Annotated in this window: 9 protein-coding genes; all 9 read left to right on the top strand. The window is 62.2% G+C overall.

What is annotated here, in order from left to right; translation table 11 throughout:
- The 9 genes from sdhA to yoaA all read left to right on the top strand — a co-directional run bounded on the left by sdhA (position 1) and on the right by yoaA (position 13,180).
- Positions 1-1,794: a succinate dehydrogenase flavoprotein subunit gene (gene sdhA, locus M622_RS27285; protein ID WP_021248788.1), complete on the top strand. Its 1,794-nt coding sequence runs from the start codon at positions 1-3 to the stop codon at positions 1,792-1,794.
- A gap of 18 nt (positions 1,795-1,812) precedes the next feature.
- On the top strand, positions 1,813-2,523 hold the full coding sequence (locus tag M622_RS27280) for a succinate dehydrogenase iron-sulfur subunit (RefSeq protein ID WP_021248787.1): 711 nt from the start codon (positions 1,813-1,815) through the stop codon (positions 2,521-2,523).
- Between the two features lie 13 nt (positions 2,524-2,536).
- Positions 2,537-2,773: a succinate dehydrogenase assembly factor 2 gene (locus tag M622_RS27275; protein WP_031346571.1), complete on the top strand. Its 237-nt coding sequence runs from the start codon at positions 2,537-2,539 to the stop codon at positions 2,771-2,773.
- 60 nt (positions 2,774-2,833) lie between these two features.
- Positions 2,834-4,129, top strand: a complete 1,296-nt coding sequence (gene gltA, locus M622_RS27270; RefSeq protein ID WP_021248785.1) for a citrate synthase — start codon at positions 2,834-2,836, stop codon at positions 4,127-4,129.
- 177 nt (positions 4,130-4,306) lie between these two features.
- On the top strand, positions 4,307-7,159 hold the full coding sequence (locus tag M622_RS27265) for a 2-oxoglutarate dehydrogenase E1 component (protein WP_031346569.1): 2,853 nt from the start codon (positions 4,307-4,309) through the stop codon (positions 7,157-7,159).
- A gap of 24 nt (positions 7,160-7,183) precedes the next feature.
- Positions 7,184-8,371 carry a 2-oxoglutarate dehydrogenase complex dihydrolipoyllysine-residue succinyltransferase gene (odhB, locus tag M622_RS27260; protein WP_021248783.1) on the top strand — a complete coding sequence of 396 codons (1,188 nt, stop codon included), beginning with the start codon at positions 7,184-7,186 and terminating at the stop codon, positions 8,369-8,371.
- A gap of 83 nt (positions 8,372-8,454) precedes the next feature.
- Entirely contained in the window at positions 8,455-9,879 is a 1,425-nt protein-coding gene (gene lpdA / locus M622_RS27255) for a dihydrolipoyl dehydrogenase (RefSeq protein WP_021248782.1), read from the top strand.
- 101 nt (positions 9,880-9,980) lie between these two features.
- The gene (zapE, locus tag M622_RS27250; protein WP_021248781.1) at positions 9,981-11,093 is read left to right on the top strand and encodes a cell division protein ZapE; all 1,113 of its coding nucleotides are present in this window, start codon (positions 9,981-9,983) and stop codon (positions 11,091-11,093) included.
- A 125-nt stretch (positions 11,094-11,218) separates the two neighbouring features.
- Entirely contained in the window at positions 11,219-13,180 is a 1,962-nt protein-coding gene (gene yoaA / locus M622_RS27245; RefSeq protein WP_021248780.1) for a DNA repair helicase YoaA, read from the top strand.
- Positions 13,181-13,186 lie beyond the last annotated feature (6 nt).

Here is a 13,186-nt window from a genome sequence, read left to right as displayed (position 1 = left end):
GTGAATGTCGCTAAGCGTACCTTTGATGCCGTAATCGTCGGCGCGGGTGGTGCAGGTCTGCGCGCCGCATTGCAACTTTCCGAGTCGGGCCTGAAGACCGCCGTATTGACCAAGGTGTTCCCGACGCGCTCGCATACGGTCGCGGCGCAGGGCGGCGTGGCTGCTTCGCTCGGCAACTCGACTGAGGATAACTGGCACTGGCACATGTACGACACCGTGAAGGGGTCGGACTGGCTGGGTGACCAGGATGCGATCGAGTTCATGTGCAAGAAGGCGAACGAAGTCGTCATCGAGCTCGAGCACTACGGCATGCCTTTCGATCGCACCGACAACGGCAAGATCTATCAGCGTCCGTTCGGCGGCCACTCGATGAACTACGGCCAGGCGCCGGTCATGCGCTCCTGTGCGGCCGCTGACCGTACCGGTCACGCCATGCTGCACGCGCTCTATCAGCGCAACGTGCGCGCGAACACCCAGTTCTTCGTCGAGTGGATGGCGCTCGACCTGATCCGCGACGGCGACGGCGACGTCATCGGCGTGACCGCAATGGAAATGGAGACTGGAGAAGTCTCGATCTTCCATTCGAAGGCCACCATCTTCGCGACCGGCGGCGCGGGCCGCATCTATCACTCCTCGACCAACGCCTTCATCAATACGGGTGATGGACTGGGGATGGCTGCACGGGCAGGCATTCCGCTGGAAGACATGGAGTTCTGGCAGTTCCATCCGACCGGCGTCGCCGGCGCCGGCGTGCTCATCACCGAGGGGGTTCGTGGCGAAGGCGGCATCCTGCGCAATGCCTCGGGTGAGCGCTTCATGGAGCGCTATGCGCCCAACCTGAAGGATCTGGCCTCGCGCGACATCGTTTCGCGTGCGATGACCACCGAGATCAACGAAGGTCGCGGCTGTGGTCCGGACAAGGATCACGTGCTGCTCGACATCACCCACCTGTCGCCCGAGAACATCATGAAGCGCCTGCCCGGCATTCGTGAGATCTCTATCCAGTTTGCCGGTGTGGACCCGATCAAGGCGCCGATCCCGGTCGTGCCGACCTGCCATTACCAGATGGGCGGTATTCCGACCAACTACAAGGGCCAGGTCGTGGTGCCGCATGAGGGCAATCCCAACAGCCCGGTAGTCGGCTTCTACGCCGCAGGTGAGTGCGCATGTACCTCGGTGCACGGCGCGAACCGTCTGGGCACGAACTCGCTGCTCGATCTGCTGGTGTTCGGCAAGTCGGCTGGCGAGACCGTGGTCGAAGACCTCCAGTCTGGCCAGCTCGCGCTCAAGCCGCTGCCCGCGAATGCAGCCGATGTTTCGCTGGCGCGTCTGGCTCGACTCGAGTCGCAGACCGGCGGCGAGAGTGTGTTCGAGGTGGGTGCGGACATGCGGCGTTCGATGCAGAGGCACGCTGGCGTGTTCCGCTTCGATCACCTGCTCAAGGAAGGCGTGCAGCAGATCGCCGAGATCGCCGAGCGCGTGAAGCGGACCGAGATCGCAGACAAGTCGAAGGTGTGGAACGTCGCCCGCATGGAGGCGCTGGAACTCGACAACCTCATCGAGGTCGCGCGTGCCACCATCGTTTCGGCCGAGGCGCGCAAGGAATCGCGGGGTGCCCATGTGCGTGATGACGCCCTGGACACGGCGGAGAATCCGAACGGCCGTGACGATGCCAACTGGCTCAAGCACACCCTGTGGTACAGCGAGGGCGACCGCCTCGATTACAAGCCGGTCAACCTCAAGCCGCTGTCCGACGACGTCGAGCCGATTGCGCTCGCCAAGCGCACTTACTGAGCGCCGGGAGAACTATTCATGATCAAACGTACCGTCAATTTCAAGATCTACCGCTACGATCCGGACAAGGACGAGAAGCCCTACATGCAGGACATCTCGGTCCAGCTTGAGCCCTCCGACAAGAAGCTGCTCGATGCGCTGGTTCGCCTGCGTGCCAAGGATGATTCAATGTCCTTCCGTCGTTCATGCCGCGAAGGCGTGTGCGGCTCGGACGCGATGAACATCAACGGCAAGAACGGCCTCGCCTGTCTGACCGATGTGGACGCGCTGTCGCAGCCCATCACCCTGCGCCCCTTGCCCGGGTTGCCCGTCATTCGCGACCTGATCGTCGACATGACGCAGTTCTTCAAGCAGTACCACTCGATCAAGCCCTACCTGGTCAATAACGACCCCGCGCCCGAGCGTGAGCGTCTGCAAACGCCCGAGGACAGGGAAGAACTCAACGGTCTGTACGAGTGCATCCTGTGCGCGTGCTGCTCCACCTCGTGCCCGTCGTTCTGGTGGAATCCAGACAAGTTCGTCGGCCCTGCCGGTCTGCTCAACGCTTACCGCTTCCTCGCCGATACCCGTGATCAGGACACCAACGCGCGTCTCGACGACCTCGAGGACCCCTATCGCCTGTTCCGCTGCCACTCCATCATGAACTGTGTCGACGTGTGCCCGAAGGGTCTCAACCCGACGCGTGCGATTGGCAAGATCAAGGACATGATGGTTCGGCGTGCAGTCTGAGGATGGTAAGTGCATGAGCATGAACAGGGGCCGTATCCGCTGGCAGTGCCGCAGGGCGCTGCTTGAGCTCGATCTGGTGTTTACGCGTTTCCTGGAGCGGGATTTCGATCGTCTCACCGACGATCAATTGGCGGATCTGGACGATCTGTTGCGTTGCGATGACTATGACATCTGGGCTCTGGTCAATGGCAGCAAGGCATGTGAGGTGGACCGCTGGCAAGAGATGATCGGCCTGCTGCGTCAGTCCTGAGGCTGCAGCTACGATCACGATACGACAAGCAGTTTAACCGGCTAGTAGAAGGGACGATCTATGAGCACTGAACGCATGGCAACGCTAACCGTCGATGGCAAGACCGTCGAATTTCCGGTGATGACCGGCACCCATGGCCCGGATGTCATCGACATTCGTACGCTGGGTAGCAAGACCGGCTTGTTCACTTATGACTCAGGCTTTCTTTCGACGGCGAGCTGCAAGTCTGACATCACCTTCATTGATGGCGACAAGGGTGAATTGCTCTATCGCGGCTACCCCATCGAGCAGCTGGCTGACAACTGCGAGTTTCTCGAAGTGGCCTATTTGCTGAAGACCGGTGAGCTACCGAACGCAGAGCAGAAAGCCGAGTTCGAGCACACCATCAAGAGCCACACGATGTTGCACGACCAGATCACGAAGTTCTTCTCTGGTTTCCGTCGTGATGCGCATCCCATGGCGGTGATGGTGGGCGTGGTGGGGGCTTTGTCGGCCTTCTATCACGACGCCATGGATTTCTCCGATGCCAAGCATCGCAGCATCTCGATCAACCGCCTGATTGCCAAGCTGCCGACCATCGTTGCCATGGCCTACAAGTACAACAAGGGCGAGCCCTTCATGTACCCGCGCAACGATCTGAGCTACACCGCCAACTTCATGCACATGATGTTCGGCACGCCGTGCGAAAAATACGAACCGAATCCGGTGCTGGTGCGTGCGCTCGACGTCATCTTCACGCTGCACGCCGATCATGAGCAGAACGCTTCGACCTCGACCGTGCGCCTCGCCGGTTCGTCGGGTGCGAACCCGTTCGCCTGCATCTCGGCGGGCATTGCCTGCCTGTGGGGACCGTCGCACGGTGGCGCCAATGAGGCCTGCCTGAACATGCTGGAAGAGATCGGTGATGTGTCACGCGTGGCGGAGTTCATTGAACGTGCCAAGGACAAGAACGACAGCTTCAAGCTCATGGGTTTTGGCCACCGCGTCTACAAGAACTTCGATCCGCGTGCCACGCTGATGCGCAAGGTCTGCAACGAGGTGCTCAAGGAGCTCGGTCTCGAGAACGACCGTCTGTTCAAGCTCGCGATGGAGCTGGAGAGAATCGCGCTTGAGGATCCTTACTTCGTCGAGAAGAAGCTCTATCCCAACGTCGACTTCTATTCGGGCATCGTGCAGAAGGCGCTGGGTATTCCGACCTCCATGTTCACCTGCATCTTCGCGCTCGCGCGCACGGTGGGCTGGATCACCCAGTGGGAAGAGATGATCACCGATCCGGAATACAAGATCGGTCGTCCGCGTCAGTTGTACACCGGTGCGGCGCGACGCGACGTGACCGCCATCGATCAGCGTCCGTAAGAGACGATGGAGAGGGGAGGGAGGCGCCGCCGAGTCTGACGGTGACGGGGTGATCGCGCGTGCGCTGTCATCCCGTTTTTCCATCGAGCCTCGATCCACGCCGCCTTCGATCAGCGCAATTACCTGCAAGCAGGCCAGGCCGCGAGCAGGGAACATAAAATACAGGTGGCTTTCATCATGATGAAGCAACTCGAAAAAACCTCGCACTTGTTCGGCTCGAATGCGCCGTTCATTGAAGAGCAGTACGAAAACTATCTCGCCGATCCGAGTTCGGTTTCGGATGACTGGCGTGCGTACTTCGACCAGCTGCAAAGCCAGTCGGGAGCGGCTGCCCGCGACGTCGCGCATGGGCCGGTGATCGCGGCCTTCGAACAGATGGCCAAGCGCGGTCCGGTACGCACTGTTGTTTCCGGCGGTGGCGAGGACAAGCAGCAAGTGTCCGTGCTGCAGCTGATCAACGCCTATCGCTTCCTGGGCAACCGTTGGGCCAGTCTTGATCCGCTCAAGCGCACCGAGCGTCCCCAGATCGCGGAACTCGAGCCGTCCTACTACGGTTTCACCGAAGCCGATCTGTCGAAGAGCTTCAATGTCGGCTCCTTCAGCGGCTTTTCGACCGAACACGCCAGCCTGCGTGAGATCCTCGAGGCGCTACGCCAGACCTACTGCAGCTCCATCGGTTCGGAGTACATGTACATCTCCGACATCGCGCAAAAGCGCTGGATCCAGAGCCGTCTGGAGAGCGTGCGGGGGACGCCGAAGTTCTCGGTTGAGGTCAAGAAGCGCATTCTTGAGCGCACGACCGCGGCAGAAACGCTGGAGCGCTACCTGCACACGCGCTACGTCGGTCAGAAGCGCTTCTCACTCGAGGGTGGGGAGACGGCGATCGTTGCGATGGACGAGATCGTGCGTGTGGCGGGTGGCCATGGCGTTGCAGAAACCGTGATCGGAATGGCCCACCGTGGCCGCCTCAACGTACTCGTCAACACGCTTGGCAAGTCGCCGTCCATGCTGTTCTCGGAGTTCGAAGGCAAGGCGCTGGCCGATCTGAGCGCGGGTGACGTCAAGTACCACATGGGCTTCTCCAGTGACGTCATGACCGCGGGTGGGCCGATGCACCTCACGCTGGCGTTCAACCCCTCGCACCTCGAGATCATCAACCCGGTCGTCGTGGGCTCGGTGTATGCGCGTCAGGTGCGAAGAAAGGACACGGAGAAGAGCCAGGTGCTGTCGGTGCTGATCCATGGCGACGCCGCTGTTGCCGGGCAGGGCGTGAACCAGGAGATGCTCAACTTCTCCCAGACCCGCGGCTATGGCACGGGCGGGACGATGCACATCGTGATCAACAACCAGATTGGTTTCACCACCTCTGATCCGCGCGACTATCGTTCATCCTTGTATTGCACCGACATCTTCAAGATGGTCGAAGCGCCCATCTTCCACGTCAACGGTGACGATCCGGAAGCGGTGGCCTTTGTGACCGCACTGGCGGTCGACTTCCGCCAGGAGTTCAAGAAGGATGTCGTCGTTGACATCATCTGCTTCCGCAAGCTCGGCCACAACGAGCAGGACGAGCCGATGGTCACGCAGCCGCTGATGTACCGCACCATCCAGAAGCACCCCGGTACGCGCAAACTCTACGCCGATCGCCTGGTGGCGGAAGGCAGCATCAGCGCAGACGAACCGGAGAACATGATCGCCCAGTATCGCGCGCATCTCGATCGCGGCGAGCTGCTCTATAACCCGGTGCTGTCGGGACATGATCGCCAGTTTGCGGTGGACTGGACGCCTTTCCTCAAGCAGCCCTACACCGACGCCGCCGACACCTCCATTCCAGTGCAGGAAGTCAAGCGCCTCTCCGAGCGCCTGACCGTGGTCCCGGACGGCTTCGAGCTGCATTCGCGGGTCAAGAAGATCATCGACGACCGCGCGGCGATGGGGCGCGGCGAGCTTCCGCTGGACTGGGGCATGGGTGAAAACCTTGCCTATGCCAGCCTGCTGGCTCAGGGCTATGGTGTTCGAGTCTCGGGCGAGGACGTCAACCGTGGCACCTTCTTCCATCGTCACGCGGCGCTGCATGATCAGCTCCGTGAGCGTTGGGACGAAGGCATCTACAAGCCCCTGGAGCACATTCAGGATGGTCAGGCGAACTTCCAGTGCTTCGACTCGGTGCTGTCCGAGGAGGGGGTGCTGGCCTTCGAGTATGGTTACTCGACCGCTGAACCCAACGAACTGGTGGTGTGGGAAGCTCAGTTTGGCGACTTCGTCAATGGCGCCCAGGTCGTGATCGACCAGTTCATCAGTTCCGGCGAAGCCAAGTGGGGGCGTTTGTCCGGCCTGGTGATGATGCTTCCTCATGGCTATGAGGGACAGGGCCCCGAGCACTCCTCTGCGCGCCTCGAGCGCTTCATGAACAATGCCGCAGAACACAACTGGCAGATCTGCGTGCCGACCACACCCGCACAGATCTTCCATCTGCTGCGCCGGCAGATGGTCCGTCGTCTGCGCAAGCCGCTGATCATCATCACGCCGAAGTCACTGCTGCGCCACAAGGAAGCGATTTCATCGATCGACGAACTTGCCAACGGACGTTTCCAGACCGTCATTCCGGAGGTCGAGCAGCTGGACGCGAAGAAGGTGAAGCGCGTACTGCTTTGCCAGGGCAAGATCTACTACGAATTGCTGGCTTATCGGCGCGAGAACAAGATCACCGATATTGCGCTGGTTCGCGTCGAGCAACTGTACCCATTCCCGGTTGAGGAGTTTGGCAAGGCAATCGCCCAGTTCCCCAACGCCAAGGAAATCGTCTGGTGCCAGGAAGAACCGCGTAACCAGGGCGCATGGTACTGGCTGGCTTCGCGCCAGCATCTGGTCAATGTGCTGGGCACCAAGCGCAAGCTGCTGCTCGTCAGCCGCTCGGCTGCGGCCTCGCCGGCAGTGGGTTACTACGCCTTGCACAACCAGCAGCAGAAGGCCATCCTCGAGAATGCTTTCGGTCCTATTCAGGACACCACGCCGCACTCGCCGAATTGATAGAAAAACCAGGGAGATGAATCAATGCTGATCGAAGTCAAAGTACCGCAGCTTTCCGAATCCGTTTCTGAGGCGACCTTGGGGGCCTGGCACAAGAAGGAGGGCGACGCGGTTTCGCGTGATGAGAACCTGATCGATATCGAAACCGACAAGGTCGTGCTCGAGACCCCTGCACCCGCCGACGGTGTGCTGGTGAAGATCATTCGCGCCAGCGGCGACACCGTCGCTTCGGGTGAGCTGATCGCCCAGATCGATACCGAGGCGACGGCGGCTGCAAGCGACGCCCCCGCGGCGGCTGTACAGGCTGCGGCGCCTGCCGCTGCAGCCCGCACATCGTCCGCCGCCGGTGTCGCCAGCCCGGCAGCGCGCAAGATTCTCGACGAGAAGGGCGTCGCCGCAGCGGATGTCGCGGGTTCGGGCCGCGGCGGGAGGGTGACCAAGGAAGATGCCGTTTCGGCTCAGCCCAAAGCGGCTGCTGCAGCCGCGCCGGCGGTCATTTCCGCCGTCGGTGACCGTGCCGAGGAGCGGGTGCCGATGACGCGTCTGCGTGCCCGCATCGCCGAGCGCCTGCTGCAGTCCAAGAACGAAAATGCCATCCTGACCACGTTCAACGAAGTGAACATGGCGCCGGTCATGGGCCTGCGCAAGCAGTATGGCGACAAGTTCGAGAAAGCGCATGGCGTGCGCCTGGGCTTCATGGGCTTCTTCGTCAAGGCGGCAGTCGCCGCGCTGAAGAAGTTCCCGATCCTGAACGCCTCGATCGATGGCAATGACATCGTCTATCACGGCTACATCGACATCGGCATCGCGGTGGGTTCGCCGCGCGGCCTGGTGGTGCCCATCCTGCGTAACGTCGAATCGATGTCGATCGCCGAGATCGAACTCAAGATCGCCGAGTTCGGGCAGAAGGCCAAGGACGGCAAGCTGTCCATGGACGATCTCTCGGGCGGCACCTTCTCGATCTCCAACGGCGGCGTGTTCGGCTCGATGATGTCGACGCCGATCATCAACCCGCCGCAGTCGGCCATCCTCGGCATCCACGCCACCAAGGACAGGGCGGTGGTGGAGAACGGTCAGGTGGTCGTACGCCCGATCAACTACCTCGCCCTGTCCTACGACCACCGCATCATCGACGGTCGCGAGGCGGTGCTGGGTCTGGTGACGATGAAGGAAGCGCTGGAAGATCCGGCGCGCCTCGTTCTCGACGTTTGATCGATACATGTCGGGGCACGCCTCTGCGTCAGCCGTGGTGCTGGCGCGGTGGCGCTGCCCCGCTTTCCTTCAGGGAGTGATGAATGTCCAGTGAATTTGACGTCCTCGTCATCGGCGGCGGACCTGGTGGCTATGTTGCAGCCATTCGTGCGGCGCAGCTCGGCTTCAAGGTGGCCTGCTGTGAATCCAATCCTTATGCCGACCCCAAGGGCGAGCCCCGCCTGGGCGGCACCTGCCTGAACGTGGGCTGCATCCCGTCCAAGGCCTTGCTGCACACCTCGCATCTGTTCGAGGAAGCCGGGCATGCTTTTGAAGCGCAAGGCATCAACGTCGGCACGCCGAAGATCGACGTAGCGAAAATGATCGCGCGCAAGGCCGGCATCGTCGATCAGCTCACCGGCGGCATCAAGGGCTTGTTCAAGAAGAACAAGGTCACGATGCTCAATGGCCATGGCGCGTTTGCCGGCAAGGGTGACGCGGGCTGGCATGTCAATGTGGGTGAATCCCTGGTTGTCGCCAAGCAGGTCATCATCGCCACCGGCTCTTCGCCGCGTCACCTGCCCGGGGTCCCGGTCGACAACAAGATCGTGTGCGACAACGTGGGTGCGCTCGAACTCGAAGCGGTGCCAAAGCGACTCGCAGTGATCGGCGCCGGTGTCATTGGTCTGGAGATGGGTTCGGTCTGGCGCCGTCTGGGTGCCGAGGTCACGGTGCTTGAAGCCATGCCCGACTTTCTTGCCGCGGCCGACCAGGACGTCGCCAAGGAGGCGCTCAAGGTCTTCACCAAGCAAGGTCTGCAGCTCAAGCTCGGGGTGGAGATCGGTGAGGTCAAGATCGGCAAGAAGGGCGTGAGCATCGCCTACAAGGACAAGGATGGCGCAGAGCAGGTGCTCGAAGCGGATCGTCTGGTGGTGTCGGTCGGACGCGTGCCCAACACCGAAGGTCTGAATGCCGACGCGGTGGAACTCAAGATCACCGAGCGTGGCCAGATCGAAGTCGACGACCATTGCCGCACCAATCTGCCCGGGGTGTGGGCGGTGGGCGATGTGGTGCGTGGGCCCATGCTCGCGCACAAGGCGATGGAAGAGGGCGTGATGGTCGCCGAAATGATCGCGGGCCAGTCCGGTCATTGCAACTTCGACACCGTGCCCTGGGTCATCTACACCAGCCCCGAGATTGCCTGGGTGGGCAAGACCGAGCAGCAGCTCAAGGCCGCTGGCGTTACCTACAAGGTTGGCAAGATCCCGTTCTTGGCCAACGGCCGTGCGCTCGGCATGGGTGATCCGACCGGCTTCGTGAAGATGCTGGCTGATGCGAACACCGACCGCATCCTCGGCGTGCATATCATTGGCGCAAACGCGTCCGAGCTCATCTCCGAAGCCGTCGTGGCGATGGAGTTTGCCGGCTGCTCCGAAGACCTCGCGCGCATCTGCCACGCCCACCCGACGCTGTCGGAGGCGGTGCACGAAGCGGCACTGGCCTGCGACAAGCGCGCGCTGCACTTCTGATCGGTTCGCCGCTTGCAGGGGGTGAGGGGCGAGGAGGGAACTCCTCTCCACTCACCTTTTTTTGTCAACACCTCAGTCATTGAATCGAGTCGTTTCGTCCCATGCCCTATCGCACCCTCAACGTGGCCGAGCACGGCATGCTCGACGCCTACGAGGCCGAGCTCAAGGCTCGCGGCTTCAGCTCCGACCCTGCACAGCGTGCCGCCGCCATTCGTCTGCAGCGGCTGTACGCTGAACTCGTCGGCTTCAAGGCCGCCCGCCGCACCAAGCTGCGCAAGCTGTTCGCGCGCCCGGCCTTGCCGCGCAGCGTGTATTTCTGGGGCGGGGTCGGTCGTGGCAAGAGCTTTCTGATGGATTGCTTCTTTGACGTCGTACCTTACCAGCGCAAACGTCGGGTGCATTTCCATGCCTTCATGCAGGAAGTGCAGAGCGACCTGAAGGATCACAATCACGAGCCTGATCCGCTGCAAAAGGTGGCCGATCGGATCGCCACGGCAACCCGCCTGTTGTGTTTTGACGAGTTCCACATCTCCGACATTGCTGACGCGATGATTCTCGGGCGCCTGCTCGAAGCCTTGTTCGCGCGTGGCGTGATCTTCGTCATGACCACCAACTACCCACCTGACGGGCTATACCCCAACGGACTGATGCGGGTGAACTTCCTGCCGACGATCGAATTCATCAAGAAGAACTTCGACGTTGTCGAAGTCGATGACGGCACCGATTACCGTTTGCGCACCCTCGAGACCCTCGAAATCTATCTGGTGCCGCACAACGCTGCTGCCGAGCGCAAGCTGGAAGAGGACTTCGTGCGCCTCGCCGGCGGCCCAGGCGAAATCGGCACGGTGGAGATTCTGGAGCGCAGCCTGGCGGTGGTGCGCAAGGCTCCGGGGGTGATCTGGTTCGACTTTGCCACCCTGTGCAAGGGGGCACGCTCACAGAATGACTACCTCGAGATCGCACGCGAACACCATACCCTGGTGCTGTCGAATGTGCCGAAGATGCTGTCCGGCAACGCCGCCGAGGCGCGGCGATTCACCTGGCTGATCGATGTGCTCTACGACCACCGCGTGAAGCTCATCGTCAGCGCCGAAGTGCCGGCCCATGAGCTCTACACCGAGGGTCAGAACGCGCATGAGTTCGTACGTACCGTCAGTCGCCTGATCGAGATGCGCACGCGCCCCTACCTGGCTGAGGCGCACCGCGTCGCCTGATTGCAGCTCCAGTGGGCGCCACGCGGCTTGCCTGCACTGGAAGGGATGAGTCCTGCGATGCTGCACTGCATGCGAGCACGTACAATTGCGCATCCTCTCACCTTGCCTGGTGCACGCCGCTCCGCATGTCCGACCCCACCCCCATCTTCGCTGTAGACGGCCCGCTCGCTAACGCGATTGCGGGTTTTCGTGCGCGCCCGCAACAGATCGAAATGGCACAAAGAATCGCCGAGGCGATCAAGGGCAATCGCGTCCTGGTCGCCGAGGCCGGCACCGGCACTGGCAAGACCTTCGCGTATCTGGTACCGGCGCTGCTGGCCGGCGGCAAGGTCATCATCTCCACCGGCACCAAAACGTTGCAGGATCAGCTCTTCAACCGTGACCTGCCCACGGTGCGTGGCGCGCTCAAGGTGCCGGTGACGATCGCCCTGCTCAAGGGGCGGGCGAACTACGTCTGCCACTACCACCTCGAGCGCAATGCCCGTGACGGCCGCTTTCAGAGTCCGCAGGACGCCGCCGATCTGCGCGCCATTGCGCGCTTCGCGCAGCTCACCCAGAGCGGCGACAAGGCTGAATGCGCCGACGTGCGCGAGGACTCCATGGCCTGGGTCGCGGCAACGTCGACGCGTGACAACTGCCTCGGCCAGGAGTGCCCGAACAAGGAAGAGTGCTTCGTCATGGAGGCGCGGCGCAACGCGATGGAGGCGGACGTGGTGGTGGTGAACCACCATCTGTTCTTCGCCGACGTGATGCTGCGCGACGAAGGCATGGGCGAGCTGCTGCCGGCCTGCAATGCGGTGATCTTCGATGAGGCCCATCAGCTGCCCGAGACCGCGAGCCTGTTCTTCGGCGACAGCGTGTCGACCGCTCAGGTGCTGGAGCTTGCGCGTGATACGCGTTCGGAGACCGTGTCCGGCGCGCGTGACTGCATCGCCCTGATCGACCACACGCGCAACCTCGAGAAAGCTGCGCGCGATCTGCGCCTGGTGTTCGGCAACGAGTCCGCGCGTCTGTCGGCAGCGCAGGCCTCCGAGCGCGAGCACTTCGACGCGCAGGTCGAGGCCCTGGAGAAGGCGCTCGCCGACTTTCAGGCCGTGCTCGACACCCAGGCGCAGCGCTCTGAGGGACTGGCCAACTGCCTGCGGCGCAGCGAGGAGATGGCTGAACGGCTTGCGAGCTGGCGCAAGCCCGAAGCCAGGGAGCTGATTCTCTGGGTGGAAGTGTTTGCCCAGTCGCTGGCGCTCAACGCCACACCCTTGCACGTTGCTGATGTGTTCAAGCGCCAGCTCGAGGCACAGCCGCGCGCCTGGGTGTTCACCTCGGCCACGCTGGCAGTGGGCAAGGCGGATTTTGGCCACTACTGCCGTGAGCTCGGTCTGGCATGGATGGACCCGCCGCCGCTCACCGCGGTCTGGGGCAGCCCCTTCGATTACGCCCAGCAGGCCTTGCTCTACGCGCCGGCGGGCATGCCCGACCCCAATGCGCCGAACTACAGCGAGCGCGTCGCGGGCGTGGCCTTGCCCTTGATTCGTGCCGCGCGTGGTCGCGCCTTCGTGCTGTGCACCTCCTTGCGTGCCATGCGCCGTATTCACGAACTCATCGTCGAAGGGCTGCAGCACGCCAAGGACGAACTGCCCGTATTACTCCAGGGCGAGGGCTCACGCACCGAACTGCTGGAGCGCTTTCGCCGCCTGGGCAATGCCGTGCTGGTGGCGAGCCAGAGCTTCTGGGAAGGGGTCGATGTGCCGGGTGACGCGCTGTCGCTGGTGGTTATCGACAAGCTGCCGTTCGCTTCACCGGACGACCCGGTGCTGGCCGCCCGTGTCGAGCACATGCAGCGCCAGGGACTCAGCCCCTTCATTCACCACCAGTTGCCACGCACGGTCATCAACATGAAGCAGGGGGCAGGGCGTCTCATCCGCAGCGAGCGTGACCGCGGCGTATTGTGCATTTGCGACCCACGCATGATCGACAAATCTTATGGCAAGGTGGTGTGGCGCAGTCTGCCACCGATGCGGCGTACCCGGCTGGAGGAGGAGGCGGTCGCCTTCCTGCACACGCTGGCGCCGCCGCGCCGCCTGGATTGATGACAG

This window comes from Thauera terpenica 58Eu (assembly GCF_000443165.1).
In the GTDB taxonomy this organism is placed as follows: Bacteria; Pseudomonadota; Gammaproteobacteria; order Burkholderiales; family Rhodocyclaceae; genus Thauera; species Thauera terpenica.
The sequence above is the reverse complement of the archived record's forward strand: the minus strand, read 5'-3'. Positions and strand labels throughout refer to the sequence as shown.